The 25,961-nt window shown below is 68.7% G+C and carries 22 protein-coding genes and 1 riboswitch; of the genes, 7 read left to right on the forward strand and 15 right to left on the reverse strand.

What is annotated here, in order from left to right; genetic code table 11:
• Window positions 1–9: 9 nt before the first annotated feature.
• The 5 genes from BM162_RS00755 to BM162_RS00775 all read right to left on the reverse strand — a co-directional run bounded on the left by BM162_RS00755 (window position 10) and on the right by BM162_RS00775 (window position 7,119).
• Entirely contained in the window at window positions 10–675 is a 666-nt protein-coding gene (locus BM162_RS00755; protein WP_245759136.1) for a cell wall hydrolase, read from the reverse strand.
• A gap of 188 nt (window positions 676–863) precedes the next feature.
• Window positions 864–3,419: a putative PEP-binding protein gene (locus BM162_RS00760; protein WP_093416403.1), complete on the reverse strand. Its 2,556-nt coding sequence runs from the start codon at window positions 3,417–3,419 to the stop codon at window positions 864–866.
• 75 nt (window positions 3,420–3,494) lie between these two features.
• Complete coding sequence (glyS, locus tag BM162_RS00765; RefSeq protein ID WP_093416406.1) at window positions 3,495–5,663, reverse strand: glycine--tRNA ligase subunit beta; 2,169 nt, start codon at window positions 5,661–5,663, stop codon at window positions 3,495–3,497.
• The gene (locus tag BM162_RS00770; protein ID WP_093416408.1) at window positions 5,663–6,187 is read right to left on the reverse strand and encodes a DUF6446 family protein; all 525 of its coding nucleotides are present in this window, start codon (window positions 6,185–6,187) and stop codon (window positions 5,663–5,665) included. The genes glyS and BM162_RS00770 overlap by 1 nt, the downstream gene beginning before the upstream one ends.
• Window positions 6,184–7,119, reverse strand: a complete 936-nt coding sequence (locus tag BM162_RS00775) for a glycine--tRNA ligase subunit alpha (protein ID WP_093416410.1) — start codon at window positions 7,117–7,119, stop codon at window positions 6,184–6,186. Before BM162_RS00775 ends, BM162_RS00770 begins: the two co-directional genes overlap by 4 nt.
• A gap of 164 nt (window positions 7,120–7,283) precedes the next feature.
• Between BM162_RS00775 and BM162_RS00780 the strand changes: the two genes are divergently transcribed.
• Window positions 7,284–9,062, forward strand: coding sequence for a serine protease (locus BM162_RS00780; protein ID WP_093416413.1), 1,779 nt, complete (start codon window positions 7,284–7,286; stop codon window positions 9,060–9,062).
• Between the two features lie 39 nt (window positions 9,063–9,101).
• Here the strand turns inward: BM162_RS00780 and BM162_RS00785 are convergent, their stop codons facing one another.
• Window positions 9,102–10,010, reverse strand: a complete 909-nt coding sequence (locus BM162_RS00785) for a DMT family transporter (protein WP_093416415.1) — start codon at window positions 10,008–10,010, stop codon at window positions 9,102–9,104.
• Window positions 10,011–10,101: 91 nt separating this feature from the next.
• Window positions 10,102–11,124: a ketol-acid reductoisomerase gene (ilvC, locus tag BM162_RS00790; RefSeq protein ID WP_093416418.1), complete on the reverse strand. Its 1,023-nt coding sequence runs from the start codon at window positions 11,122–11,124 to the stop codon at window positions 10,102–10,104.
• Between the two features lie 131 nt (window positions 11,125–11,255).
• Here ilvC and BM162_RS00795 point away from each other — a divergent pair, with 131 nt between their 5' ends.
• The 3 genes from BM162_RS00795 to BM162_RS00805 all read left to right on the forward strand — a co-directional run bounded on the left by BM162_RS00795 (window position 11,256) and on the right by BM162_RS00805 (window position 13,499).
• Window positions 11,256–11,711, forward strand: a complete 456-nt coding sequence (locus BM162_RS00795; RefSeq protein ID WP_093416421.1) for an Lrp/AsnC family transcriptional regulator — start codon at window positions 11,256–11,258, stop codon at window positions 11,709–11,711.
• A complete protein-coding gene (locus BM162_RS00800; protein ID WP_093416423.1) occupies window positions 11,708–12,166 on the forward strand; it encodes an Lrp/AsnC family transcriptional regulator in 459 nt (152 codons plus the stop codon). The genes BM162_RS00795 and BM162_RS00800 overlap by 4 nt, the downstream gene beginning before the upstream one ends.
• 205 nt (window positions 12,167–12,371) lie before the next feature.
• Entirely contained in the window at window positions 12,372–13,499 is a 1,128-nt protein-coding gene (locus tag BM162_RS00805; protein ID WP_093416426.1) for an aminotransferase class V-fold PLP-dependent enzyme, read from the forward strand.
• Here BM162_RS00805 and BM162_RS00810 read toward each other — a convergent pair.
• The 4 genes from BM162_RS00810 to BM162_RS00825 all read right to left on the reverse strand — a co-directional run bounded on the left by BM162_RS00810 (window position 13,487) and on the right by BM162_RS00825 (window position 18,017).
• A complete protein-coding gene (locus BM162_RS00810) occupies window positions 13,487–14,701 on the reverse strand; it encodes an FAD-dependent monooxygenase (RefSeq protein WP_093416428.1) in 1,215 nt (404 codons plus the stop codon). The two genes, BM162_RS00805 and BM162_RS00810, sit on opposite strands and share 13 nt — an antisense overlap.
• A complete protein-coding gene (locus tag BM162_RS00815; protein ID WP_093416431.1) occupies window positions 14,698–15,384 on the reverse strand; it encodes a pyrimidine 5'-nucleotidase in 687 nt (228 codons plus the stop codon). The genes BM162_RS00810 and BM162_RS00815 overlap by 4 nt, the downstream gene beginning before the upstream one ends.
• 112 nt (window positions 15,385–15,496) lie before the next feature.
• On the reverse strand, window positions 15,497–16,945 hold the full coding sequence (locus BM162_RS00820; protein WP_093416434.1) for a TrkH family potassium uptake protein: 1,449 nt from the start codon (window positions 16,943–16,945) through the stop codon (window positions 15,497–15,499).
• A gap of 364 nt (window positions 16,946–17,309) precedes the next feature.
• Entirely contained in the window at window positions 17,310–18,017 is a 708-nt protein-coding gene (locus BM162_RS00825; protein WP_093416436.1) for a glutathione S-transferase N-terminal domain-containing protein, read from the reverse strand.
• Between the two features lie 124 nt (window positions 18,018–18,141).
• Window positions 18,142–18,220, forward strand: a riboswitch (SAM riboswitch).
• A 45-nt stretch (window positions 18,221–18,265) separates the two neighbouring features.
• Between BM162_RS00825 and metZ the strand changes: the two genes are divergently transcribed.
• Both metZ and folE2 read left to right on the forward strand, forming a co-directional pair.
• The gene (metZ, locus tag BM162_RS00830; protein ID WP_093416438.1) at window positions 18,266–19,447 is read left to right on the forward strand and encodes an O-succinylhomoserine sulfhydrylase; all 1,182 of its coding nucleotides are present in this window, start codon (window positions 18,266–18,268) and stop codon (window positions 19,445–19,447) included.
• Between the two features lie 105 nt (window positions 19,448–19,552).
• Window positions 19,553–20,656 carry a GTP cyclohydrolase FolE2 gene (gene folE2, locus BM162_RS00835; protein WP_093416441.1) on the forward strand — a complete coding sequence of 368 codons (1,104 nt, stop codon included), beginning with the start codon at window positions 19,553–19,555 and terminating at the stop codon, window positions 20,654–20,656.
• A 67-nt stretch (window positions 20,657–20,723) separates the two neighbouring features.
• Here the strand turns inward: folE2 and BM162_RS00840 are convergent, their stop codons facing one another.
• The 3 genes from BM162_RS00840 to ftsY all read right to left on the reverse strand — a co-directional run bounded on the left by BM162_RS00840 (window position 20,724) and on the right by ftsY (window position 23,648).
• Entirely contained in the window at window positions 20,724–21,323 is a 600-nt protein-coding gene (locus BM162_RS00840) for an inner membrane-spanning protein YciB (RefSeq protein WP_093416443.1), read from the reverse strand.
• Window positions 21,324–21,334: 11 nt separating this feature from the next.
• Entirely contained in the window at window positions 21,335–22,237 is a 903-nt protein-coding gene (locus BM162_RS00845) for an EamA family transporter (RefSeq protein ID WP_093416446.1), read from the reverse strand.
• Window positions 22,238–22,358: 121 nt separating this feature from the next.
• Entirely contained in the window at window positions 22,359–23,648 is a 1,290-nt protein-coding gene (gene ftsY / locus BM162_RS00850) for a signal recognition particle-docking protein FtsY (RefSeq protein ID WP_093416449.1), read from the reverse strand.
• A gap of 144 nt (window positions 23,649–23,792) precedes the next feature.
• Between ftsY and BM162_RS23190 the strand changes: the two genes are divergently transcribed.
• On the forward strand, window positions 23,793–24,026 hold the full coding sequence (locus tag BM162_RS23190; RefSeq protein WP_093416451.1) for a GDCCVxC domain-containing (seleno)protein: 234 nt from the start codon (window positions 23,793–23,795) through the stop codon (window positions 24,024–24,026).
• Between the two features lie 55 nt (window positions 24,027–24,081).
• Here the strand turns inward: BM162_RS23190 and BM162_RS00860 are convergent, their stop codons facing one another.
• Window positions 24,082–25,839 carry an NAD(P)H-dependent oxidoreductase subunit E gene (locus tag BM162_RS00860; RefSeq protein ID WP_093416454.1) on the reverse strand — a complete coding sequence of 586 codons (1,758 nt, stop codon included), beginning with the start codon at window positions 25,837–25,839 and terminating at the stop codon, window positions 24,082–24,084.
• Between the last annotated feature and the right edge of the window lie 122 nt (window positions 25,840–25,961).

Below are 25,961 nucleotides of genomic sequence, written 5' to 3' on the forward strand. Positions count from 1 at the left end.
GACGCGCATTCAGCCGGCGCGATAGAAGTGGTGGGCGCCGATGGTGGCGGTGCGGTCGAAGACGCGGGCCCAGCGCGGGTTGACGGCTTTGGTGTGATAGTAGGTCGCACCGTCCGTCAGCGCGCGGGGCGCGCCATCGAGCATCAGCTTGGCGATCTTGCCGACCCGCGTCCACGCCTTCTTCTCGCGCACGACCTCGGCCAGCCCGTCGCAGGTATAGGTGAACTGGCACTGGTACTTCTTGCCCGTCCCCTGCTTGACCACGCCGCAGACCGAGGTCGGGAATTCCGCGCTGTCCACGCGGTTCAGGATGACCTCGGCGACGGCGAACATGCCGCGAACCGATTCGCCCCGGGCCTCGAAGTACAACGCCTCGGTCAGGCACTCCCAATCCTCGCCGCCCTCGGCGGCCGGCAGGTCCACGAGGAAGGCGCGGGAATAGTCGACCTCGTCGGGCCCGATGGTCGGGCGCGGCCCGATCATCGACTGAAGCGCGTTGGCGGCGCGCTCGGGCCGCAGATCCTGCCGCGAGCCGCCCAGAAGGCGGTCCAGGTTGCGGTCGATCTGGACGGTGGGGTCATTCGAAGTGCTCATCACGACGTCGGCGGCAGCGGGCGCAGCAAGGCCCAGTGCGGCGCAGGTGAGCGCCGCGAAGACGGTACGCAGAATGTGCATTGTCCCTCCAGGCATCGGATCGGCGACGGGCGACCTCGCAGACCTGCCCCCAGGTAAGGCTGCCCGTCGTCACCGGGGGCGTAGATGGAAGAAGCCCGCCCGGAATCGAACCTGACAACCTGTCGCAGGGTCACCGGGGCCGGCAATACGCCGCCGACACGGGAAGTTCAACCAGTCAGCTCAAAGGCTTAGCGGATGAGCGCGTGATCGCGTATGGCAAGCTGCGCCGCCGCCAGCCGCGCCAGCGGCACCCGGAAGGGCGAGCACGAGACGTAATCGAATCCCGCCGCCCGACAGAACGCGATGCTGTCGGGGTCGCCGCCGTGTTCGCCGCAGACCGAAAGCACGATGTCGGGATGGCCCCTGCGTCCCCGCTCGGCCCCCACGGTCAGCAGCTCTCCCACCCCTTCGACGTCGAGCCGCAGGAACGGGTCCTCGACGAAGACGCCCTGCGAAACGTAAGCCCCCATAAACCGCCCCGCGTCGTCGCGCGACAGGCCATAGGTCATCTGCGTCAGGTCGTTGGTGCCGAAGCTGAGGAAGGCGGAGTGCGGCGCAATCTCCTCGGCCCTGAGCGCGGCGCGGGGCGTTTCGACCATCACGCCCAGGCGATAGTCGAAATCGGCGCCGGTCTCGGCCTTCACCGCCGCGGCGACGGCGTCGATGCGGGCCTTCACCAGTTCGACCTCGCGCCGGGCCGAGACGAGAGGCAGCATCACCTCGGGCGTCACCGACTGCCCGGCCTCGACCGTCGCTTCGAAGATGGCGCGGGCCTGCATGTCGTAGATCTCGGGCACCGCGATCCCCAGCCGCACCCCGCGCATGCCGAGCATCGGGTTGAATTCGCTCAGCGCCTCGACGCGGGCGGTGACCTTCGACACCGGCAGGTCCAGCGCCTCGGCCAGATCGTGCAGGCCGTCGCGGCTTTGCGGCAGGAACTCGTGCAGCGGCGGGTCCAGCAAGCGGATGCAGACCGGCAGGCCACGCATGATCTCGAACAGCTCGCGGAAATCGGCGCGCTGCATCGGCAGCAGGCGATCCAACGCGGCGGCGCGATCCTCAGGGCTGTCGGTGAAGATCATCTCGCGCATGACCGACAGGCGGTTCTCGTCGAAGAACATGTGCTCGGTCCGGCACAGGCCGATGCCCTCGGCGTCGAAAGCGCGGGCGACCTTGGCCTCGGCGGGCGTGTCGGCGTTGGCGCGCACGCCGATGTCGCGCAGCTCGTCCGCCCAGCTCAGCAGCGTGCGGAACGCGTCGTCCAGCGCGGGCTCAAGCAGCCGCGCTGCACCCTCGCGCACAACGCCGGTCGTCCCGTCGAGCGTGACGGTGTCGCCCTCATGAAAAATGCGCCCGTCCTCGGCCGTCAACGTGCGCTTGCGCCGGTCGATGGCCAGGGACGATGCGCCGACGACGCAGGGCAGGCCCAGGCCGCGCGCGATGACGGCGGCGTGGCTCGTCACCCCGCCCTTCTCGGTCAGCACCCCGACCGAGGCGTGCATGCCGCGCACGTCGCCCGGCGTCGTTTCGCGCCGGACAAGGATGCAGGGCTCCTCTCGCGCGGCCGCCGTCTGCGCGGCGCGCGAGGAGAAGACGAGCCGTCCGGTCGCCGCGCCGGGGCTGGCGGCGATGCCGCGCGCGATGACGGCGGTGCGGCGGTCGGCGGGATCGACCTGCCGATGCAGAAGCTCGGACAGCGCGCGCGGCTCGACCCGCAGCACCGCCTCGGCCTCGGGGATGATGCCGCTGGCGGCGAGGGCGACGGCGATGCGGACCCCGGCGCGGGCGGTGCGGGCCACGCGCACGGCGTCGAGGACGTAGAGGTTCCCGGCCTCGATCGTGAACTCGATCTGCATCTCTTCCCGCAGCCGCGCGCGGGAAAGGTCGCCATAACGTTTGAGGTCCTCGAACACCTCGGGGCACAGCTCTTCCAGCGAAGGCCCGCGTCCGTCGCGGGTGAGGTAGATCGCCCCCTCCTCGGCCACCAGCGCCTCGCGCCCCTGGGACTGCGACAGGTAACGGCCGGTGATCTGCGGCAGGCCGGTGTCGCCGTCCACGAACTGGATCACGCCCGAGCCGCATTCGCCGATCCCGGAATTGCCCACGCCAATGGCCATTTCCTGCACCACCAGCCCAAGACCGGCGTCCGCCGGCGCGCCCTTGCCCTGCCGCAACAGGCGGGCCGATGGCCCCTCCCACGCGCGCGCCATCGAGCGCAGGACGTCGGCAAGCTGGCGGGCCGGGTCCTGCGGGAACGGCTCTTCCATCTCGGACTCGAAGTCGTGCAGCATCATGTCGATGGCGCTGCGGTCGCTGGTCTGCGGCAGTTCGAACATGTCCGGGTCCAGCCGGGCGACGTGGACTGCGTAGGCCTGTATGAAACGAAGATAGAGCGCGTCGGCAGCAGGCTGGCCCAACTTGTGGGCGAGCGTCTTGTGCTGCGCGTCGTTCATCCCGATGTTTAGGATCGCGCCGGGGCCGCCCCAGTCCGGGTCCTCGCTTGACGGGCGGACCGAGATCAGCGGCCCCTCTCCGAACTCGGCCAGCAGCGCGGCGGTGTCGGGGTCCTGCCCCGCGGCGATGGAGCGCACGGCCGAGAAGCTGAGCGCAACGGTCCGGGGCACCGGAAGATCAAGCCGGATCAGCCGTTGCAGGCACTTCGCCCGCCCGCCGTGTGCGCCGACCGAGATTGGCGCCGTCGGCGTGATCGGCGTAAATTCAGAGATATCAAAGTGTTTCTGCACCGCAGCACTCCTGCGCCTGCGGGAAGGATAGCGCCCGTGGCGTTTCCCGCAAGGCCGGGGCCCTGCGGGAGCGTTTCAGCCTTCGATACGGGTCAGGTCGGCGACCGACAGGCAGATGGTGCGGATGCGGCTGAGAAGGTTCAGCCGGTTGCGGCGCACGATCTGGTTGTCGGTGTTGATCTGGACGGCCTCGAAGAAGGCGTCGATGGGTTGGCGCAGGTGCGCCATCGCGGACATGGCGGCGACGAAATCCTCGTCCTTCATCGCCGGTTCGATCCGCTTCTCGGCGGCGTCGAGCGCGGCGAACAGCGCCTTTTCCTCGTGCGTCTCGGCGAACTTCACGTCGGCACCGAAGGAATACTCCACGCCGTCCTTTTCCTCGGCCTGGGCGAGGATGTTGTTGGCGCGCTTGAAGCCCTGCAACAGGTTCTCGCCGTCGTCGGTCTTGAGGAAGTCCGACAGCGCCTCGGCCCGCTTCACCAGCAGCGTCAGGTCGTCCGACTGCGGCATCGCGAGGCAGGCGTCGATCACGTCGTGCCGGATACCTTCGTCGCGCAGGTGGACCTTGAGGCGGTCGTGGAAGAAGGAGAGGAGGTCGAGAACGACCGCCTCTTTCTCATCGTATGCAAAAGAACTTTCGCCCATTTCAGTCGAGGCGAGCAGCTTCGCTTCCCCATCCGCCGACTTGGCAGCATCTGCGAGTTTATCAGCAGGCTGCGGAGCGAAAGCCTTCAGCAGAACGTGCTTCAGGTTGGGGCGGAGCTGATTTGCCAACACCAACCGGATAACCCCCAACGCCGCCCGACGCAGGGCGAACGGATCCTTCGAGCCCGTGGGCTTCTCGTCGATGGCCCAGAACCCGGTCAGCGTGTCCAGCTTGTCGGCCAGCGCCACGGCGACCGAGACGGGGGCGGAGGGCACGTCGTCCGAGGGGCCCAGCGGCGCGTAATGCTCCTGCGCCGCCGCGGCCTCGTCGGCGGTGTAGCCCGCGGCCTCTGCATAGTAGCGGCCCATGATGCCCTGGAGTTCGGGGAATTCGTAGACCATTTCAGACGCGAGGTCGGCCTTGGCGATGCGCGCCGCGCGCTCGGCGCTGTCGGGCTCGGCCCCCACGACCGGCGCGATTTCACGCGCCAGCGCCGCGATGCGATCGATGCGCTCGGCCTGCGTGCCCAGTTGCGCGTGGAAGGTCACGTTCTTCAGCGTGTCGATCCAAGGCTGCATCCGCTGGTCCTTGGCCACGCGCAGGTCGTTCTCCCAAAAGAACTTGGCGTCCGACAGGCGGGCCGACAGCACCTTCTGGTTACCGGCGAGGATCGTTGCGCCGTGGTCCGGCGTCTCGCGGTTCGCCACGGTGACGAAGCGGGTGATCTGGCCGCGCTTGGGGTCCTTCACCGAGAAGAACTTCTGGTGCTCCTTCATCGAGGTCTGAAGCACCTCGGGCGGCAGGTTCAGGAAGTCTTCGCCGATCTCGCCCATCAGCGTGACCGGCCATTCGACCAGCCCGGCCACTTCCGACAGCAGCCCCTTGTCTTCGACCAGCTCGAGGCCGCTGGCGAAGGCGGCGTTTCGCGCGTCGCTCAGGATGTGCTCGGCGCGTTCCTCGGGCGACAGGATGACGTGGCGCTTGCGCAGTTTCTCCAGGTAATCCTCGAACCCCGATACCTCGAACCGGCCCGGCGCCATGAAGCGGTGGCCTTCGGTGGTGTTGCCGGCCTCGATCCCGTCGACCGACATCGGCACGACCGACGCGCCGCCCTCGTCGCTTAGGATGCAGAGGATCGAGTGCAGCGGCCGCACCCAGCGCAGCGTGCCACTTCCCCAGCGCATGGACTTCGGCCAGGGAAAGTTCCGGATGGTGGCTTCAAGCACCTCGGCCACGATCTCGGCCGCCGGGCGGCCCGGCTTCTCGATGGTGGCGAAGAAGACCTCGCCCTTCTTCTCGGCCCGCACCTCGAGCTGGTCGCGGGTCAGGCCGGTGGCGCGCAGGAAGCCGGCGACCGCCTTCTCCGGGGCGTCGGCGCGGGGGCCCTTGCGTTCTTCCCGCACGGTCGGCGATTCAGCCAGCAGCCCCTCGACGGCCAGCGCCAGGCGGCGCGGAGTCGAGAAGGCTCCGGCCGAGGCATAGGTCAGCCCGGCCTCGACCAGCCCGTCGGTCACGCGCTTCTTGAGGTCGGCGGCGGCCTTGGCCTGCATGCGGGCCGGGATTTCCTCGGAGAAGAGTTCGATCAGAAGGTCGGGCATCACTCAAAGTCCTCTCGCGGCGGGCACTCTTCGCCGACGGGGTTGCCGGCATAGTCCGTCTCGCCGCAGTTGTTCAGCTGGTGCCAGGCATAGGCGCGGCCGTCCTCGTAGACGGCGACCACGCGGTCCACGCCGTAGGCGATGTTCTTTTCCCCCAGGAACGCCTCGGCCTCGCCGCGTTCCAGCGCGCCGGCAATGGTTTCGGCGTCGAAGCAGTCGAACCAGCCGGGGGCGGTCAGCGGCACGGGGTTGGGATAGGTCGCGTACTCCGCCCGCAGCGTCTCCAGCGGCACCGACGTCTCGAAGCAGGCGCGGAAGCGCAGGGGCGAGCTGTCGGCGTCGATGCCCACCTGCGCCGCAGCCGGGATCGCCTGCGGCGTCTCGTCGTCCACGGGCGTCAGGCGCAGCATTTCCTGCGTGAAGTCCACGTCCTCGTAATAGGCATAGACCTGCAGGTAATACATCGCCCCGCCGGCGATCAGCGCCAGCGCGGCAAGGGTGATGGCGATGATCTTGCCGGTCATGCGGCCTGCGTCCATCCCCCGGCGGAGGTCTGCACGAAGGCGTCGGCGCAGCGCTTCGCCAGCGCCCGCACCCGCCCGATATAGGCCTGCCGCTCGGTGACCGAGATCACGCCGCGCGCATCCAGAAGGTTGAACAGGTGCGATGCCTTGATGCACTGGTCATAGGCCGGGTGGGCCATGACGATCCGGCGGCCGGTCTTCGGGTCCTCGTGCTCGTGCGAGAGGATGCGCTCGCACTCGGCCTCGGCATCCTCGAAGTGGCGCAGCAGCATCTCGGTCTCGGCCACGTCGAAGTTCCAGCGCGAGTATTCCTCCTCGGTCTGCTTGAACACGTCGCCATAACTCAGCGGGATGGGCGAGGACGGGTCGTTGAACGGCATCTCCATCACGTGGTCAATGCCGAGGACGTACATCGCAAGGCGTTCCAGGCCATAGGTCAGCTCGCCCGAGACCGGCTTGCAGTCGTGGCCGCCGACCTGCTGGAAGTACGTGAACTGGCTGACCTCCATGCCGTCGCACCAGACCTCCCAGCCCAGGCCCCAGGCGCCCAGCGTCGGGCTTTCCCAGTCGTCCTCGACGAAGCGGATGTCGTGGTAGTCGAAGTCGATCCCGATCGCGGCCAGCGAGCCCAGGTAGAGCTGCTGGAAATCCGGCGGCGACGGCTTGATGAGCACCTGGTACTGGTAATAGTGCTGCAGCCGGTTCGGGTTCTCGCCATAGCGCCCGTCGGTCGGCCGCCGCGACGGCTGGACATAGGCCGCCGCCCACGGGTTCGATCCCAGCGCGCGCAGCGTCGTTGCCGGGTGGAAGGTGCCCGCACCGACCTCCATGTCGTAGGGCTGCAAGACCGCGCAGCCCTGCCCCGCCCAGTAGGTCTGGAGCCTCAGGATCACTTCCTGGAAACTCTTCGGACGCGATGCGCCGGTCTGCATCTGCGGTGCTCCCTGGCCCTTGCTGAAAGTCCCGTCCCCAATAGGCAGAAGGGCAACAAGGGTCAATCGCGGGGCACGCGGCGCTCAGGACTTCTTGACGTGCAACCGACGGCGGGGCTGATAGGTTCTTCGACCAACGGACGACATCGACACCGAGGCAGAGCATGAACGTTTTTCGCAGGATCCTGCTGGCGATCCTTTTCGCCGGCCTGTGCACCAGCGCGCAGGCGCAGCAGGAGGTCTGGCTGCAGATCGAGGCGCAGCCGACGCTGAGCGAGGCGCAGGACCGCGCAAGCACCTATGCCCGCCGTCTGGAGAACGTGGCAGGCTTCCAGCTGGGCTCGACCAGCTGGTATGCCATCGTGCTGGGCCCCTACGGCCCGCAGCAGGCCGAGGACGTGCGCGCCCGCCTGCGCCGGCAGGGCCTGATCCCCTCGGACAGCTTCACCACCGACGGACAGGGCTTTCGCGACCAGTTCTGGCCCATCGGCGGCAGCCGCGTGTCGCGCGACACCGGCGGGTCGCAGACGCAACAGTTGCAGTCGCAACAGTCTCAGCCGCAACAGTCTCGGCCGCAGGAGGCCGCGCAGCGGCAAGAGGACACCGCCCCCGACTTCGAGACCGTCGCCGAGGCCCGCCAGAGCGAGCGTGCGCTGACCAACGACGAACAGCGCGAGCTGCAGGAGGCGATGCGCTGGTCCGGTGTCTATGACGGACCCATCGACGCGCTCTTCGGGCAGGGCACGCGCTCGGCCATGGCCGAGTGGCAGCGTCGCCGGGGGTACGAGGCGACGGGCGTCCTGACCACCCGCCAGCGCGAGGAGCTTCTGTCGGACTACTACGCCGTGTTCGACGGGCTTGGCATGGAGCTCGTGCGCGACGAGGAGGCAGGCATCGCCATCGCCATGCCCACCGCGCTGGTATCGTTCGATCGCTACGTGCCGCCCTTCGCCCACTACGAGCCGCAGGATGGCGAAGAGCCGGTCAAGGTTCTGCTCATCAGCCAGCGCGGCGACCGCGATACGCTCCGCGGGCTTTTCGACATCATGCAGACGCTCGAGATCGTGCCCCCCGAGGGGCCGCGCCAGCAAAGCGGCGACAGCTTCTCGCTGACCGGCCGGGGGCAGGACATCGTCTCGCACACCGAGGCGTCGCTGCAAAACGGGCAGATCAAGGGCTTTACGCTGATCTGGCCCGCGGACGACGAGGACCGTCGTGCCCGCGTGCTCGACCGCATGCGCGAAAGCTTCCGCCGCATGCCCGGTGTGCTGCCCGACGAAATGGGTGAGCCGGGCGCCGACCAGCGCATCGACCTCGTCTCGGGCCTTCAGATCCGCCGCCCGGACCTGTCGCGCTCGGGCTTCTACGTGGACGGCGACGGTGCAGTGCTGACGACCTCGGACGTGCTGCGACAGTGCCGCCGGATCACGCTGAACGACGACATCGAGGCCGAGATCGCGGCGACCGACGACACCAGCGGGCTGGCCCTGCTGCGCCCGCGCCAGACGCTTGCGCCGCTCGCCTATGCCCGGCTTCACACCGACATCCCGCGCCTGCAAAGCCGCGTCGCCGTCTCGGGCTATTCCTACGAGGGGGTGCTGGGCGCGCCGACCCTGACCTACGGCACCGTCGCCGACCTGCGCGGCCTGTCGGGCGAGGACAGCGTCAATCGGCTGGACATCGCGCCGCAGCCCGGCGACGCGGGCGGCCCCGTCCTCAGCGAAAGCGGGTCGGTGATGGGCATGCTGCTGCCGCGCGCGTCGGAGGACGGCAAGGTGCTGCCGGACCGCGTGTCCTTCGCCGCCGATGTCGAGACGATCGCCGGCTTCCTGTCGGACCAGGGCCTGCCCGCCCGCGCGTCGGATCGTGGCGAGGGGCTGAACCCCGACCAACTGACGCGGCTCGCCGCCGACATGACGGTACTGGTGAGCTGCTGGAACTGACCGGGGCGGAGCGGCCCTGCCGCTCCGCCTCTTCAAGCCTCAGCGCCAGGGGCCGAAGAGCCGCCCCAGCGCGCCCCACTGGCTGACGACGAGCCCGGCGAGGATCAGCGCAAGCGCCGCGAAGAAGCGCCACGGCAGGTCCTCGCCCAGCGCCGCCCAGCCGATCACCATCGACCAGACCGGCACCTGGTAGTTCACCAGCGTCATGAACACCGAGCCGGCCGAGCGGATCACCATGATCCGCAGCAGCACCGCCATGGCCGTCGGAACGAGACCCAGGAACAGGATCGCCAGTCCCGGCGTCGCGCCCGACCAGCCGGGCACGCCTTCGACCAGCAGCATCACGGGGATCAGGACCGCCGCCCCGACCATCAGGGTCAGCGCGCTCAGGACGATCGGATCGACCGGCGGGCAGCGGCGCGTGAGGACCGAGGCGCAGGCATAGCTGACCGCCGCCGCCAGGCAGGCCAGGCGCCCCAGCGGCCCCAGGTCGGCGCCGCTTACCTGCAGGACGCCCGGCCCCAGCAGCACGAGCGCGCCCGCGAACCCCGTCACCACACCGGCCGCCCGGCGCAGCGACAGTGGCTCGTCCGAGAAGAAGTGCGCCATGGGCAGCACGAAGAGCGGCAGCGCCGCCATGGCCAGCCCGCCGAAGGCCGAGGGGACGAACTGCAGCCCCCAGCTCAGCAGGAAGAACGGGACGGCTGTGGACAAGGTGCCGATCGCCGCCACGTGCAGCCACAGCCGCCGCCCGCCCTCCGGCCACGGGCGCCCCATCGCCCGCATCAGGACCAGCAGCGCCGCCGCCCCCAGCGTGGTGCGCGCCGCCGCCACGGTCAGCGGGCCGTAGCCGGTCAGCGCAAGCGAGACGACCGCGAAGGTCCCGCCCCAGATCACCCCGAGCGCAAGAATCGTCAGCCAGTTGGCGAGCGTGGGCTGCGACGTCATGCAAGACTCCTTCCGACGAACGAAAAGGGGCTCCCGGACGTGCCGGGAACCCCACGGGTCCGGTGGCTCGGGGGCATGGCCCCCGCGCGCCTCAGTTCTTCGACTTGTCAACCATGCGGCCGGCCGAGATCCACGGCATCATCGCGCGCAGCTTCTCGCCCACCTGCTCGATCTGGTGCTCGTCGTTCAGGCGACGGGTCGCCTTGAACATCGGCTGGCCGACGGCGTTCTCCTGCATGAAGTCGCGCACGAACTTGCCGGTCTGGATGTCGGACAGGACCTCTTTCATGCGCTTCTTGGTCTCCTCGTAGGGCAGGATGCGCGGACCTGACACGTACTCGCCGTATTCGGCGGTGTTCGAGATCGAGTAGTTCATGTTCGCGATGCCGCCTTCGTAGATCAGGTCCACGATCAGCTTCACCTCGTGCAGGCACTCGAAGTACGCCATCTCGGGCTCGTAGCCCGCCTCGACCAGCGTCTCGAAGCCCATGCGGATCAGCTCGACGAGGCCACCGCAGAGCACGGCCTGCTCGCCGAAGAGGTCGGTCTCGCATTCCTGGCGGAAGTTCGTTTCGATGATGCCCGAGCGGCCGCCGCCGATCGCGGCGCAGTAGGACAGACCGATTTCCATCGCCTTGCCCGAGGCGTCGTTGTGCACCGCGACCAGGCAGGGCACGCCGCCGCCCTTGACGTATTCGCCGCGCACGGTGTGGCCCGGGCCCTTCGGCGCCATCATGATGACGTCGACGCCGGGCTTCGGCTCGATCAGGCCGAAGTGCACGTTCAGGCCGTGCGCGAAGGCGATGGCCGAGCCTTCCTTCAGGTGGTCGTGTACGTACTTCTTGTACGTCTCGGCCTGAAGCTCGTCGGGCATGGTGAACATGATCAGGTCGCACCAGGCGGCGGCTTCCGAGATGCCCATGACCTGCAGGCCCTCGCCCTCGGCCTTGGCGCGGCTGGGCGAGCCTTCGCGCAGCGCGACGGCCACGTTCTTGGCGCCCGAGTCGCGCAGGTTCAGCGCGTGGGCGTGCCCTTGCGAGCCGTAGCCCAGGATGGCCACCTTCTTGTCCTTGATCAGATTGATGTCGCAGTCGCGATCGTAATAGACGCGCATGGCCGTCCTCCTTGCTTGCTGTTGGCGTGACCATAGGCAGGGCGCCCCGCCAAAGCGAGTGGGTGGTTTGCGGATAACGCGCCGCACGTTGATGGTTTCCATGCGTCGGAAGCGCCGCTATTGAAGAAATCATGCTCGACGACATCGACCGCCGCCTTCTGCGCCAGCTCCAGGCCGATCCGAAGCTGACGACCTCCGCCCTCGCCGCCCGCTCGCGGGTGACCGCGCAGATGGCCGCGCGGCGGCTCGAGAAGCTGCGCGCGCAGGGAATCCTGCGGGGCATCCACGGCGTGATCGACTGGCGCGCGCTCGGTTACGAGGTCGAGGTTTCGCTAAGGATCACGCTCGACAAGACGCAGCGCACCGCGTTCGACGACTTCATCGCCGCCGCACGGCAGGTGCCCGAGGTGATCGAGATCCAGACGTTCCTCGGCCGCGTCGACGTGCGCCTGTCCATCATCGCGCGGGACATGAAGCATTATCAGGAGATCTACCGCGACCGCGTCCTCGCCCTGCCGCACATCGCCGACATCGAGGCGCTGATGGAGGTCGCGCGGATCAAGACGCCCGAGGGCCTGCCCATATGACCGAACTCGACGACATCGACCGCAGGCTCCTACGGCTGGTCGAGGGCGACGCGACGCTTTCGGCCGGGGCTTTGGGGCGTGCGCTCGGGCTGGGCCAGCCCGCCGCGTGGCGCAGGCTGAAGCGGCTGGAGGAGGCGGGCGTGCTGTCGGGGCGTCGCGTGGACCTCGACGTCGAGGCGCTGGGGTTCGGTGTCACCGTATTCCTCGGCATCAAGCTGGCCACGAAGGGGCGCGTGTCGCTGGAGGACTTCGAGCGTGCGATCACCGCGATTCCGGAGGTGCAGAGCGTAAGCCACGTGCTGGGCCTCTACGACTACCGCCTGCGGGTGGTGGCGCGCGACCTGGCCGATTTCGAGCGCATCCTGCGGCGGCGCATCATGACGCTGCCGGGGGTCGGACAGATCGAGTCGAACGTGCTGCTGAGCGAAGAGAGGCTGCCGGGGCCGCTGGGGTGAAGCGACGTGCGATTGGGCGCGACTGGCGAAGGGAAGCGCCCGCCCATGGGGGCGAACGGGCGCGGCCCGGGCGGCAAGCGGCCCGGGCGGAGCGGCAGCGAATGGATTCTGACCAAGGAATGCGCCTTACCATCGCCCCCCGCCCGTACGTGACTGCTTTCCCACCCCGTGCTAATCGCCACGCGAACAACCACAGGAGCCGCCCATGCCCGCCCTTCGTCCCGACATCGACCCCGACGGCCTGACGGAGTTCTCGGTCGTCTTCACCGATCGTTCGCTGAACCACATGAGCGCGGCGTTCCAGCAGGTGATGCGCGACATCTCCTCGCTCCTGCGCGAGGTCTATAACGCCGACGCCGTGGCCGTCGTGCCGGGCGGCGGGACCTACGCGATGGAGGCCGTGGCGCGTCAGCTGGCGACCGACGCCAAGGCGCTGGTGGTCCGCAACGGCTGGTTCTCCTATCGCTGGACGCAGATCTTCGAAGCGGGCTCCATCCCCTCGGACGAGGTGGTGATGCTGGCCCGCCGCACCGGCAACGGTCCGCAGGCGCCCTTCGCCCCGGCGCCGGTCGAGGAGGTGGTCGAGCGCATCCGTACCGAGCGCCCCGAGATCGTCTTCGCCCCGCATGTCGAGACGTCGTCCGGCATGATCCTGCCCGACGCCTACGTGCGGCAGGTGGCGGACGCGGTGCACGAGGTCGGCGGGCTGTTCGTGCTCGACTGCATCGCCTCGGGCTGTGCCTGGGTGGACATGAAGGCGGCGGGCGTGGACGTGCTGATCTCGGCCCCGCAGAAGGGCTGGTCGGCGTCGCCGTCGGCGGGCCTCGTGATGATGAGCCAGGCGGCGGTGGAGCGCGTGAAGACCCGCAAGTCCACCAGCTTCGCCGCGGACCTCGGCAAATGGCTGCAGATCATGGAGGCCTACGAGAACGGCGGCCACGCCTATCACGCGACCATGCCGACCGACGCCCTGCGCGGCTTCCGCGACGCGATGGTCGAGACCAAGGAATACGGCTTCGACAAGCTGGCCGAGGCGCAGTGGAAACAGGGCGATGCGGTGCGGGCGGCGCTGGCGAACCGCGGCATCCGCTCGGTCGCGGCCGAGGGCTTCGGCGCGCCGGGCGTCGTGGTCGCCTATACCGACCGGGCGGACGTGCAGACCGGCAAGGCCTTCGCCGCGCACGGGCTGCAGATCGCCGCGGGCGTGCCGCTGATGGTGGGCGAAGGCGACGACTACCGCAGCTTCCGCATCGGGCTTTTCGGGCTCGACAAGCTCAAGAACGTGGACGCGAGCGTCGCCCGGCTGGAAGCAGCGCTCGATCAGGTGTTCTGACGATCGCCCTCGCTGCCCAGTCCGGCGCGCATCACCGTGCGCCGGACGGGCGTCAGGCCGTGGACGGCCTTCAGCCCGGCCAGCCGCATCGCCTGCACCGCCGGAATGTCCGACCGGCAGACGCGGTTGAACAGGTCGACGACTTTGGCGCGCGCCCGTATATCGCGCGCCCGCGAGGCGGCATAGCCGTCCAGCAGCGCCTCCGCACCCGGGTCCTCGGCCTCGGCGATCCGGTGCGCCAGGTCCGCCACGTCGGCGAGCGAGGTGTTCAGCCCCTGCGCCCCGATGGGCGGCAGGACGTGCGCGGCCTCGGCCACCAGCGCGGTGCGGCGGGCCGTCAGCCGCTCGGCCGTCTGCGTCACCACCGGCCACACCCGCACTGGCGTCGCCAGACGCGAGGGGCCGAGCACGTGGCAGATGCGCATGTCAAGCTCGTCTGCCAGATCCTCGGGCACCATGTGCGACAGTTGCACCGCCCGCGGCCCGTCCTCCATCCACACGATGGCCGAGGCAGCGCGGCCGTCCTGGTCGGGCAGCGGCACCGTCGTGGTCGCGCCGCCGCGATTGTAGACCTCGGTCGAGACGTTGTCGTGCGGCAGCGCGTGCGTCACCGCGAAGGCGAGCGCCTTCTGCCCGTAGCGCGTCGTCCGCATCCCGATCCCTGCCGCATCGGCAACGGGCGAGGCGCGGCCGTCCGCCCCGATCACCAGCCGGGCCGAGACCTGCGAACGGTCGCTCAGCGTGACGATCGCCTCGCGGTCGCGAGTCAGCATCGCCCGGAACCCGGTACCGAGCCGCAGGTCGACGCCCGGCGTCTCCTCCAGCACCCGCGCCAGTTCGCGGCGGGTGAGCCAGTTCGGAAGGTTCCAGCCGAAGGTGTCGTGGCCCAGGTCGTCCGGCACGAAGGTGCGGGTGTCACGGATCACCGGCGGCCAGCCTGAGGTGTCCATCACGCGCAGCTTGTCGAGCGGCGTCGCGTGAGCGTCGAGCGCGTCCCACAGCCCCGCCTCCTCGAACAGCTTGCGCGACGGCTGGAGGAAGGCGGTCGACCGCAGGTCCGAGCCCGCGTCCCCCGCCGCCGCGACGGGCGGCATCGGGTCCACCAGCGTCACTCGCCGCCCCTGCCGCGCCAGCAGGGCGGCGGCGACCATGCCGGCGATCCCGGCGCCCGAGATCAGGATGTCCGTCGTGTTCCGCGTCATGCGGCTGAGGTAGCGCGGCCGGGCCGCCCCGCAAAGGGTGCGCAGAGCTGCGACAGGAAATGCGTCAAGTCGTCGGTGTGGTGGTGGATGTGCGGCGCCTCGTGCGGCTCGGGGCCCACAAGCACCGTACGCAGGCCCATGGCGTGCGGCTCGGCCAGGTTGCGCGGGTCGTCCTCGAACATCGCCGCCGCCGCGCAGTCGAGCCCGTCGAGCCGGAACACCGTGTCGAACGCCTCGCGCCGGGGCTTGGGCAGGAAGCCCGCGTGCTCGACGCCGTAGATCGCGTCGAAAAGGCCCGTCAGCCCGCGCGCGGCCAGCACCCGCTCGGCATACGGACGGCTGCCGTTGGTATAGACGATGCGCCGGCCCGGCAGCGTGCCCACATGCTCGACCAGCGCAGCGTCGATCTCCATGTGGTCGAGCGTGATGTCGTGCACCTCGTGGAGGTAGCCTTCGGGATCGACGCCGTGAACCTCCATCAGACCGGCAAGCGTGGTGCCGTGGGTCGCCCAGTAGAGCTTTCGCAGGCGGTCGGCCTCGGCCCGGTCCACGCCGAGCTCGCGCATCACCCAGTCGGTCATGCGCACCTCGATCTGGTCGAAAAGCGCCGCCTCGGGCGGGTAAAGGGTGTTGTCCAGGTCGAAGACCCAGGTGCGAACGTGGCTGAAGTGCGTGGCGACCATGGGCGCAGACTTAGCGGCGCCGTGGCGGCGCTGCAATCGCCGCTACGCTTCGCAATCCGTACGAAGGAACCAGGAAAGAGCCTTCGGCAAGGCTCTTGCGCTCGTTGCGACGTCAGGCTCTCCAGAAATAGACGGTGAACAGCACGTAGACGACCATCAGCTCCAGACGGCCCACCAGCATCCCGGCGATGAGGAGCCACTTGGCCGTGGGGTTGATGTCGGCGAAGTTGCCGGCCGGGCCGATCTCGTCGCCAAGTCCGGGGCCGATATTGCCGATCGCCGTGGCCGCGCCGGAGAGCGATGTGACGAAATCCAGCCCGGTCATCGACAGCAGCACCGATAGCGCGCCGAGCGAGACGATGAACAGGACGAAGAACGCCATGACCGAGTTCAGGACGTCCTCGCCCACGGGGCGGTTGTCGAAGCGCGGCGTGAACAGGCCGTGGGGCGAGTGGATGCGCCGGATTTGCGCGCGGATCGACGACATCAGGATCTGGTAGCGGAAGATCTTGACCGAGCAGCAAGTCGACCCCGCGCAGCCGCCGATCAGGCCGAGGAAGAAGAACATCACCATCGCGAAGACACCCCATAGCTGGTAGTCCACGCTGGCGTAGCCCGTGCCCGAGATGATGGACGTCACGTTGAACAGCGCCTCGCGGAAGCTTTCCTCCAGCGGGCGGTCGTCGGCGAGCACTTCGAACACCACGATGATCCCGGAGGCCGCGAGGATGGTCGCAATGTAGGCGCGCACCTGCGCATCCCGCCAGATCGGTGCGATGCTGCCCGAGATGACCTGGATGTAGCGCACGAACGGCAGGCTCGCGAGGATCATGAAGACCGATGCAAGGTATTCCGGCGCACCCTGGAACGCCCCGAAGGACGCGTCGCGCGTGGAAAAGCCGCCCGTCGACATGGTCGTCAGCGCGTGGTTGATCGCGTCGAAGCTGCCCATCCCGAGCGCGGCGTAGCCGAGAAAGCACAGGAAGGTCAGCACGACGTAAATCCACGAGATGCGCGCCGCGATCTCGGCTGCGCGGGGCAGGATCTTGCCCATCGTGTCGAAGGCCTCGGAGCGGAAGATCTGCATGCCGCCCACCCGCAACTCGGGCAGAAACACCATGGCGACGACGATGATGCCGATGCCGCCGAACCATTGCAGCATCGAGCGCCATAGAAGCAGCCCGCGCGGCAGGTCGTCGAGATCCTCGAACACCGTCGATCCGGTCGTGGTCAGGCCCGAGACCGCCTCGAAGAAGGCGTCGGTCCAGTTGGCGTCGGTGGCCCCGAGGACGAAGGGGACGGCGCCGAAAACGGGCAGCAGCACCCACACGGCGGTGGTCAGAAGGAAGGTCTGCTGGATCGTCAACCGCTCGGCCACGGCATTGGCGCAGGCCAGCGCGAGCAACGTCCCGGTAAGAGCCGTGATCACGGTGCTCTCAAGGAACACCCACCAATGCCCGTTGCCGGCGGCAAGGTCCACGGCCAGCGGAACAGCCATCGCCGCGCCCAGCGCGGCGACCAGAAGGCCGATGACATATCCCACGGGGCGCAGATCGATCATGAGGCGCAGGCTTGGCCCGCGCGGCGCGGCGCGTCAAGACTGACGGACCGCCGCTTGCTCTCCCGAGCGCCTTGCTCGCCCGTCGTCGGGGGGCTCTGCCCCCGCCCGCCTTCGGCGGCCTCCCCCGGGATATTTAGCAGACCGAAGATGACCAGCAGCGCAACGGCCCGTCCCCATTACGGAGGACGGGCCGCCATCTCCGGTCGCGATAATCGGCATCCCTGCCTGTACCGCCCGGCCGACTATTTCCGCCGCGGGTTAAAAGCCAGTTACCGAGTCATCTCTGGTCGGGAAATATCCTCGGGGGGCTCGGGCGCAGCCCGAGCGGGGGCAGACAGCCCCCTCGACGCCGGCCGCCCCGCACCTACCCCCGGCGGCGGAAGAGATTTTCCTGCGCCTCGCGGTCGTCCTGGATGTTCGAGCGCTGCTCCTCGGCCACGGCGCGGCCAGTCTTCACCGCATCGCGACCGCCCACGAGGTCCAGCCAGCGCGCGAGGTTCGGCTTGTCGTCGAGCGTCTGCTCCTGCCCTTCCCACAGGATCGCCCAGGGCCAGATCGCCATGTCCGCGATGGAATAGAAGTCTCCGGCCACGTACGTGTTGTCCGCCAGTCGCCGGTCGAGCACGCCGTAAAGGCGCGCGGTCTCGTTGCGGTAGCGGTCCTTGGCGTAGGGAAGGTCCGCCGGCGGGTCCATCGCGGGGGCGTACTTGAGGAAATGGTGCGCCTGTCCGGCCATGGGGCCGAGACCGCCCATCTGCCACATGAGCCATTGCTCGACGGCGACCCTCTCCCGTTCGGTCGAGCCGGCAAAGGTGCCGGTCTTGCGGGCGAGGTATTGCAGGATCGCGCCCGATTCGAAGACCGTGATCGGCGCACCGTCCGGGCCTTCGGGGTCGACGATGGCCGGCATCTTGTTGTTGGGCGAGATCTTCAGGAAATCGGGCTCGAACTGCGCGCCCTTGCCGATGTTCACGAGGTGCACGTTGTACGGCAGGCCCATCTCCTCGAGCGCGATCGAGATTTTCCAGCCGTTGGGCGTGGGCCAGTAGTACAGGTCGATGGGCGCGGTCATGGCGGTCTCCTTTTATATGGTCAGGGCGAGAGTTGGGGCACCAGGCCGGGAACGCAAGGCGAAGAACCTGCGCGCTGCCGCAGGGGCGGCCGGCGCTTGACCGGCGGCGTGGCGAGGCGTATCCGGTCGATGTCGTGGCGATTTGTTCACCGGATTGCGGGCCACGTTAAACATTCCGCTAAAGAGGTCTGGGATGTTCGCACCCCGGCGCTCTGAGCGGTGGGGTTTTTTGTTGCGCGGAGGCGGCAATGAGCGATTGGAACACCCGCACCAAGCTGGTGCACGGCGGCACCCGCCGCAGCCAGTACAACGAGGTGAGCGAGGCGATTTTCCTCACCCAGGGCTTCGTCTATGAAACCGCCGAGGACGCCCAGCAGCGTTTCCTGAAGGCTGGCGACGACGAATTCATCTATGCCCGCTACGGCAACCCGACGGTGCGGATGTTCGAGGACCGCGTCGCTGCCCTGGAAGGGGCCGAGGACGCCTTTGCCACGGCCAGCGGCATGGCCGCGGTCAATGGCGCGCTGACCTCGATGCTGCGGGCCGGTGACCACGTCGTGTCGAGCCGGGCACTCTTCGGGTCGTGCCTTTACATCCTGGAAGAGGTTCTGGGCCGGTTCGGGGTGGAGGTCACCTTCGTAGACGGCACCGACCTTGACGCCTGGCGCAGCGCGGTGCGGCCAGAGACGAAGGCCGTGTTCCTCGAGTCGGTGTCGAACCCTACGCTCGAGGTCATCGACCTCAAGGGCGTGGCCGAAATCGCCCACGCGGTGGGGGCGACGGTCATCGTGGACAACGTGTTCGCGACGCCGGTCTTCTCTCGCGCGCTCGAACTGGGGGCGGACGTGGTCGTTTACTCGGCGACGAAGCACATCGACGGCCAGGGCCGCTGCCTGGGCGGCGTGATCCTGGGCACGCGGGAGTTCATCCGCAAGACGGTCGAGCCGTACCTAAAGCACACCGGCGGCGCGATGAGCCCCTTCAACGCCTGGGTGCTGCTCAAGGGGATGGAGACGCTGGACCTGCGGGTACGGGCGCAGGCCGCCGGCGCGCAGGCGGTGGCCGAGGCGCTGGACGGGGATCCCCGGCTTGAGCGGGTGATCTTCCCCGGCCTGCCCTCGCACCCCCAGCACGATCTGGCGCGAGGGCAGATGGGCTCGGGCGGGACAGTCCTGTCGATCGACGTGAAGGGCGGTCAGGCGGCGGCGTTCCGGTTCCTGAATGCCCTCGAGATCTGCATCATCTCGAACAACCTGGGCGACGCGAAGAGCATCGCGACGCATCCGGCCACGACGACGCACCAGCGACTGCCGGACGAGCAGAAGGCGGCGCTGGGCATCACGCCGGGGCTCGTGCGCATCAGCGTGGGGCTCGAGGACGTGGGCGACCTGGTCGCCGACATCCGGCAGGCGCTCGACTCGACCGTGTGATCCGTCTGCGCCGTCTCCGCGTAATTCACTCAGCTAACGTGGAAAATGGTCGGCGGGACCCTTACATATCGTCCCTGCCGCAGGGGAACGCAGGAACCAGACGACATGAACGTACACACGCCGGAGATCGAGCGGGACACTGACCGCGAGGACGCCGCCCAAGCGCTGAAGGTGCTGCGCGACTGGGCCGCGAAAGCCTCGGCCGAGGAGGTTGCAGCGCTGGACCCGGCGGTGGCGCGGCTGCTTCCCGGGGCGGATGCCGCGCCGTATCCCGCCCTTTCGCGCACTTATCCAGAAGGCTTCGAGGCGGATGCGGCTTACCGGCAGACGCTGCCCGACCTGCAAAACGGTCCGCAATCCCTCATCAGGGGCGCGAAGCGGCAGATACAGCATGTGGGGATCTCGAACTTCCGACTGCCGATCAAATTCCACACCCGTGACAACGGCGACCTGACGCTCGAAACAAGCGTGACCGGCACGGTCAGCCTGGAGGCCGAGAAGAAGGGCATCAACATGTCGCGCATCATGCGCACCTTCTACCGGCACGCCGAGCGGACCTTCAGCTTTGAGGTGATCGAGGCGGCGCTGGACGACTACAAGTCGGACCTCGAAAGCTTTGACGCGCGCATCCAGATGCGGTTCTCGTTTCCCGTGAAGAAGCCGTCGCTGCGCTCGGGGCTCGAAGGCTACCAGTACTACGACATCGCGCTGGAGCTGGTCGAGACGGCGGGTGTGCGCCGGAAGGTCATGCACCTCGACTACGTATATTCCTCGACCTGCCCCTGCTCGCTGGAGCTGTCCGAGCATGCGCGGATGACGCGCGGGCAGCTGGCGACGCCGCACTCGCAGCGTTCGGTCGCGCGGGTGTCGGTCGAGCTGAACCGAAACGCCGACTGCATGTGGTTCGAGGACCTCGTGGATCTGTGCCGCGCCGCCGTGCCGACCGAGACGCAGGTAATGGTCAAGCGTGAGGACGAACAGGCCTTCGCCGAACTCAACGCCGCCAACCCGATCTTCGTCGAGGATGCGGCGCGCCTGTTCGCGCAGGCGCTGCACGACGAGCCGCGCATCGGCGATTTCCGGGTCGTGGCCTCGCACCAGGAAAGCCTGCACAGCCATGATGCGGTCAGCGTACTGACCGAGGGCGAGACCTTCTCGCAGGCGAGCCTCGACCCGCGGCTTTTCACGACGCTGTTCCACGTCGGCTGACGCGCGCTCTTCCCTCCCTCCGGTCGGTCATCGCGCCGCGGGACCGGAGGGACCAAGGAGCCGCCCGTCAATCGTCGGACGTGCCGTGGTCGCGGAAGAGGCGGCCTTGGGACATGAAGAACAGGAACACCGCCGCGGTCAGGCCGAAAGTCTTGAAGGTGACCCAGGCATCAGTGGACATCGTGCGCCACACGATCTCGTTCAGCAAGGCGAGGCCCAGGAAGAAGGCGGTCAGCCGGCGCGTGAGCTTCATCCAGCCTTCGTGGTCGAGCGGGATCATCCCCTCGAGCACCAGCCGAAGCCAGGATTGGCCGCGCAAAAGGCCGATACCCAGCAGGCCGCCGAAGATCAGGTAGATCAGCGTCGGCTTCATCTTGAAGAACCGCTCGTCGTTCAGCCAGACCGTCAGGCCGCCGAAGACCACGACAAGCACCAGCGTGACCACCTGCATCTTCGAAAGCGTGCCGGTCAGGCGCCACAGCAGGAAGGTCGAGAGCGCGAGGATCGGCACGAAGGCCGCCGTCACCAGCACAAAGCCGCTGTAGGCTGTGCCGCCGATCGTGTAGCTGCCGTCGCGGAACAGCAGGTATCCCGCGAAGAACAGCAGCACCGGCCCGAGGTCGAGCGCCGCCTTCAGCTTGGGGTCGACGTTGTTCTGTTCCGCCATGTGCCTCTCCGTCATCCGCCGAATTCAACTATGATCGCTCCGACGGCGATCAAGCCCATCAGCGCCATGCGCCGTGGGCCCACCGTATCGCCCAGTACCAGCCATCCGATCAAGGCCGCGAAGACAGTCGAGGTCTCGCGCAGGACCGCTGCCTCGCCCACCTTGTCCAGCCGCGTTGCCAGCATCACCGACCCGAAGCTGCCATAGGCGACCAGGGCCCCGGTGAAGCCGCGCAGGGCGAGGCCCGCCAGCGGCGGCGGCGCGGGCATCCGCAAGTAGCGGATCGCGGCGAGGACGGGAAAGTCGACCGCGGTGATGAGGAAGAACCAGGCGAGGAAAGTGAAGGGGTCGGGGGTGTAACGGATGCCGTACGCGTCGTAGGTCGTATAGAGCGCGACCAGCGCCCCCGTGCCCACGGCGAGCCAGAGCGCGGGCACCAGCGTCTCGCGTCCCACGTCGACGTGGATCAGGTTGTAGACCGCCAGCCCGAAGATGCCGCCGAGCAGAACGGCGACGCCGAGCCACTGCACCCAGGTGAACGTCTCTCCGAAGATCAGCCAGGCGCCGATCACCGCGAAAAGCGGGCCCGTGCCGCGCACGACCGGGTAGACGACCGTGAAGGCCCCGCGCGAAAAGGCCAGCGCCATGCCGACCTTGTAGGTGAAGTGGATCACCAGCGCGCCAGCGAGGATCACCCACGCGGCACCTTCGGGCCAGGGCACCAGGAACAGCGCCATCGGCAGGCTGAGGACGAAGAGCCAGAAGTCGATCGCGCCGCGGCTGAGCCAAGGGTCGAACCGGCCCTTCTGAAGCGCCCCGAAGACCGCGTGCAGGAAGGCTGCGAGCAGGGCGAGGAGCATCGCTGCGTGGCGCCCGGTCTCGGTGCCCTCGAGGGCGACGATGAGGTCGCTCATGCCGGGGCGGTACGCGTGCGTCGAGGCAGGAAGGGGGCTGTCTGCCCCCCGCGCCTGCGGCGCTCCCCCCGAGGATATTTCCGGACCAAAGATGGAGCGGGCGCGGGGCCCGCCGCGTCGCTCATGCGTCGAGGCCCGTCAGGGCGCGGGCGAAGTCCTCGGGATCGAATGGGGCGAGGTCGTCGATCTGCTCGCCCACGCCGATGGCATGGATCGGCAGGCCGAACTTGTCCGCCAGTGCCACCAGGACGCCGCCCTTGGCCGTGCCGTCGAGCTTGGTCATCACGAGGCCCGAGACGTCGGCTAGCTTCTCGAAGATCTCGACTTGGTTGACGGCGTTCTGGCCCGTGGTCGCGTCGAGGACGAGGAGCGTGTTGTGCGGCGCGCTCGGGTCCTTCTTGCGGATCACGCGGACGATCTTGGCCAGCTCCTCCATCAGGTCCTGCCGGTTCTGGAGCCGCCCTGCCGTGTCGATCATCAGCAGGTCCGCGCCCTCGGCTTCCGCCTTCGTCATGGCGTCGAAGGCCAGGCTGGCGGGGTCGGTGCCCTGCTGTGCGGTTAGAACGGGAACACCGGCGCGGTCGCCCCAGACCTGAAGCTGCTCGACGGCGGCGGCGCGGAAGGTGTCGCAGGCGGCGATCACCACCGATTTGCCGGCGGCGCGGAACTGGCTGGCGAGCTTGCCGATGGTCGTGGTCTTGCCCGAACCGTTGACGCCCACCACCAGCACCACCTGCGGGCGGTTGGGGTAGAGCGGCATGGGCTTGGCGACCGGCTCCATGATCCGCGTGACCTCGTCGGCAAGGAGCTGCTTGATCTCCTGCGTCGAGAGCTTCTTGCCGAAGCGGCCCTCGGCCATGTTCGCGGTGACGCGCAGCGCCGTGTCCACGCCCATGTCGGCGCTGATCAGCAGTTCCTCGAGCTGCTCGAGCATGTCGTCGTCGAGCGTGCGGCGGATCACCGGGGCCTGCGGTGCACCGCGGCCCAGCAGGCGGCCGAAGAGGCCGGGACGTTCGGGCGTCTCCGGCCCCTCGGGCGGCGTGGCCGGGGTTTCAGGCGTGGGCGGGACTTCGCGGGGCGGTGTCGACGGACGCTCGGCCGGGGCGGCGGGCGGCGGCACCTCCTCGGGGCGCAGCGCGGGCTGCGGGTCCTGCGGCGCCGGGAACGGGTCGGGCGCGGGCGGCGGTGCCGGCTTCGGCTCCGCCGCTGGCTCGGGCATGGGTTCGGGCTCCGGCTCCGGGGTCGGCTCTGGTGCGGGTGCCGGTTCCGGCCGCTCCGGTTCGGATCGCTCCGGTTCGGGTTCGGCGGCCGGCTCGGCCTCTCCGCCCTCCTCCACGATCGCGTCGAGGCCCTCCTCGAGCTTGGAGGAGGATTTCGTCAGCCTGTCCCGCAGTTTCTTGAAAAACGACATGTGGCGTCTCCTTCGCGCTACCCGAGTTATGCCGGGACGGCGCGAAGGAAAAGGGGGTGCGGTCGTCGAGGGCCGCGCCGCGCCCTATCCGCCGAGCGCAGTACCATGTGTGCAAGGGACGGCTCGGTGCGGTAAGCTGCGGCCATGACGGATCGTTCGATCGTTCACGAGAGCACCCTCACCTGTCCGGCTTGCGGTCATGCCGCGTCCGTGACCATGCGCAATGACGCCTGCCAGTGGTTCTACGAGTGCCTCGGGTGCGGCGAAATTCTCAGGCCGCTGCCGGGCGACTGTTGCGTCTTTTGTTCTTACGGCACGGCCCCCTGCCCGCCGGTACAGGCCGGCGAGGGCTGTGGCAGCCGCACCGGACGAAACTGATCCCGGCCCGGCGTTGAGCGGGGCACCGCCGGTCGGCCGACGTCGTGGCCAAGGCTCAGCCGTCCTGTTCGCGCCGCTCCATGGCCTGTTCGGTGCCGTAGCCGTCGGGGTTCGGTGTGCCCGGAGCGACGATCTCGTCCGCGAAGTGCTGCATGGTCAGGCGGATCGGGTTCGGCGCCGCCTGGCCGAGCCCGCAGATCGAAGCGTCGGCCATGGCCGTGCAGAGCTCCTCCAGCAGCGGCTGGTCCCAGTGGTCGGCCTGCATCAGCTTCACCGCCTTCTCGCAGCCCACCCGGCAGGGAGTGCACTGGCCGCAGCTTTCGTCCTCGAAGAACCGCAGCATGTTCAGCGCGGCGGCGCGGGCGCTGTCCTTGTCCGACAGGACCACGACCGCCGCCGAGCCGATGAAGCTGCCGTGCGGCTGGAGCGTGTCGAAGTCGAGCGGCACGTCGTCGAGGCTGGCGGGCAGGAGTCCCGAGCTGGGCCCGCCGGGCTGATAGGCCTTGAACGCGTGCCCCTCGGCCATGCCGCCGGCAGCGTCGATCACGTCGCGGATGGTGGAGCCTGCCGGCAGGAGGTAGACGCCCGGTTTCGCCACCCGGCCCGACACCGAAAAGCTGCGCAGGCCGGTGCGGCCGTTCTTGCGCGTCGCGTTCAGCACCTCGGGCCCCTCGCGGCAGACGCGGGCGACCCAGTGCAGCGTCTCGACGTTATGGACCAGCGTCGGGCGTCTGAAGACACCGACCTGCGCGACGTAGGGCGGACGGTGGCGCGGCAGGCCGCGCTTGCCCTCGATCGATTCGATCATCGCGGATTCTTCGCCGCAGATATAGGCGCCCGCCCCGCGGCGCAGGTCGATGTAATCGGCGGGAACGATCCCGGAGCGCTCGAGCGCGACGATCTCCCGGCGCAGGATTTCTAGGACCGCCGGGTATTCGTCGCGCATGTAGATGAAGCAGGTCTCGGCCTCGACCGCCCAGGCTGCGATCAGCATCCCCTCGAGGAACAGGTGCGGCGTGCGCTCGAGGTAGTAACGGTCCTTGAACGTCCCCGGCTCGCCCTCGTCGCCGTTGACGGCGAGATAGCGGGGGCCGGGATTGGCGCGGACGAAGCCCCACTTCTTGCCCGACGGGAAGCCCGCCCCGCCAAGGCCGCGCAGGCCGGAGGCGAGGACCTGCTCCTGCACCTGTTCCCAGTCGCCGCTCTCGCGCAGCCGCTCGAGCGTCTGATAGCCGCCGGCGGCGCGGTAGGCGTCGAACCCTTCGTAGTCGGGGACGTGAGGATGCGTGTCGCCGGCGGCGATGGCGGCCTGCACCTTATCGGGCGTCGCGTGGTCCACGTGGTTGTGGCCCAGTTCACAGACGGGCGCGGTGTCGCAGCGCCCCATGCAGGGCGCGCGCAGAACGCGGACCTGCGCCGGGTCGACGCCGTCCTCGAGCGCCTGCATCAGCGCCTGCGCCCCCGCCAGTTCGCACGAGAGCGAGTCGCAGACCCGCACGGTCAGTGCAGGCGGCGGAGTCTCGTCCTCCTTCACCAGGTCGAAATGGGCGTAGAAGCTGGCGACCTCCCAGACATGGGCCATCGGCAGGCGGAGCTCCTCGGCCAGCGCGCGAAGGTGGCGGGCGGCGAGATGTCCGTACGTGTCCTGAAGAAGGTGCAGGTACTCGATCAGCAAATCCTTGCGGCGCGGGCGGTCGCCCAGCAACGCGCGAACCTCCTCCCATGCCCGGTCGTCGAGCTGGCGGCCCTTCGGCGTGCGGCGGCCCTTGCCCCGGCCCGATTTCCAGACGCCCTTTTTCTCGTCGAGTGCCATGGTTCGCCTCCCTTTCCGGCCGCAGACTAGCGGCCGTGGCCGGGCGCGCCCATGCCAAAAGCGACGTTGCGCGGCCCGCGACAGGCGCGGCGGCGCTGCATCACCGCGCCGCGTCCGGTCAC

Source organism: Tranquillimonas alkanivorans, from assembly GCF_900115595.1.
Lineage (GTDB): Bacteria > Pseudomonadota > Alphaproteobacteria > Rhodobacterales > Rhodobacteraceae > Tranquillimonas > Tranquillimonas alkanivorans.

Excerpts from the sequence above, each read along its gene's own strand:
- BM162_RS00820 (WP_093416434.1), bottom strand. The coding sequence starts at position 16,945 with ATGATCGATCTGCGCCCCGTGGGATATGTCATCGGCCTTCTGGTCGCC.
- BM162_RS00785 (WP_093416415.1), bottom strand. The coding sequence starts at position 10,010 with ATGACGTCGCAGCCCACGCTCGCCAACTGGCTGACGATTCTTGCGCTC.
- BM162_RS00755 (WP_245759136.1), bottom strand. The coding sequence starts at position 675 with ATGCACATTCTGCGTACCGTCTTCGCGGCGCTCACCTGCGCCGCACTG.
- BM162_RS00860 (WP_093416454.1), bottom strand. The coding sequence starts at position 25,839 with ATGGCACTCGACGAGAAAAAGGGCGTCTGGAAATCGGGCCGGGGCAAG.
- BM162_RS00810 (WP_093416428.1), bottom strand. The coding sequence starts at position 14,701 with ATGACGCGGAACACGACGGACATCCTGATCTCGGGCGCCGGGATCGCC.
- BM162_RS23190 (WP_093416451.1), top strand. The coding sequence starts at position 23,793 with ATGACGGATCGTTCGATCGTTCACGAGAGCACCCTCACCTGTCCGGCT.
- BM162_RS00845 (WP_093416446.1), bottom strand. The coding sequence starts at position 22,237 with ATGAGCGACCTCATCGTCGCCCTCGAGGGCACCGAGACCGGGCGCCAC.
- BM162_RS00795 (WP_093416421.1), top strand. The coding sequence starts at position 11,256 with ATGCTCGACGACATCGACCGCCGCCTTCTGCGCCAGCTCCAGGCCGAT.
- ftsY (WP_093416449.1), bottom strand. The coding sequence starts at position 23,648 with ATGTCGTTTTTCAAGAAACTGCGGGACAGGCTGACGAAATCCTCCTCC.
- BM162_RS00805 (WP_093416426.1), top strand. The coding sequence starts at position 12,372 with ATGCCCGCCCTTCGTCCCGACATCGACCCCGACGGCCTGACGGAGTTC.
- ilvC (WP_093416418.1), bottom strand. The coding sequence starts at position 11,124 with ATGCGCGTCTATTACGATCGCGACTGCGACATCAATCTGATCAAGGAC.
- BM162_RS00800 (WP_093416423.1), top strand. The coding sequence starts at position 11,708 with ATGACCGAACTCGACGACATCGACCGCAGGCTCCTACGGCTGGTCGAG.
- metZ (WP_093416438.1), top strand. The coding sequence starts at position 18,266 with ATGAGCGATTGGAACACCCGCACCAAGCTGGTGCACGGCGGCACCCGC.
- BM162_RS00825 (WP_093416436.1), bottom strand. The coding sequence starts at position 18,017 with ATGACCGCGCCCATCGACCTGTACTACTGGCCCACGCCCAACGGCTGG.
- BM162_RS00775 (WP_093416410.1), bottom strand. The coding sequence starts at position 7,119 with ATGCAGACCGGCGCATCGCGTCCGAAGAGTTTCCAGGAAGTGATCCTG.
- BM162_RS00780 (WP_093416413.1), top strand. The coding sequence starts at position 7,284 with ATGAACGTTTTTCGCAGGATCCTGCTGGCGATCCTTTTCGCCGGCCTG.
- BM162_RS00840 (WP_093416443.1), bottom strand. The coding sequence starts at position 21,323 with ATGGCGGAACAGAACAACGTCGACCCCAAGCTGAAGGCGGCGCTCGAC.
- BM162_RS00770 (WP_093416408.1), bottom strand. The coding sequence starts at position 6,187 with ATGACCGGCAAGATCATCGCCATCACCCTTGCCGCGCTGGCGCTGATC.
- folE2 (WP_093416441.1), top strand. The coding sequence starts at position 19,553 with ATGAACGTACACACGCCGGAGATCGAGCGGGACACTGACCGCGAGGAC.
- BM162_RS00815 (WP_093416431.1), bottom strand. The coding sequence starts at position 15,384 with ATGGTCGCCACGCACTTCAGCCACGTTCGCACCTGGGTCTTCGACCTG.
- glyS (WP_093416406.1), bottom strand. The coding sequence starts at position 5,663 with ATGCCCGACCTTCTGATCGAACTCTTCTCCGAGGAAATCCCGGCCCGC.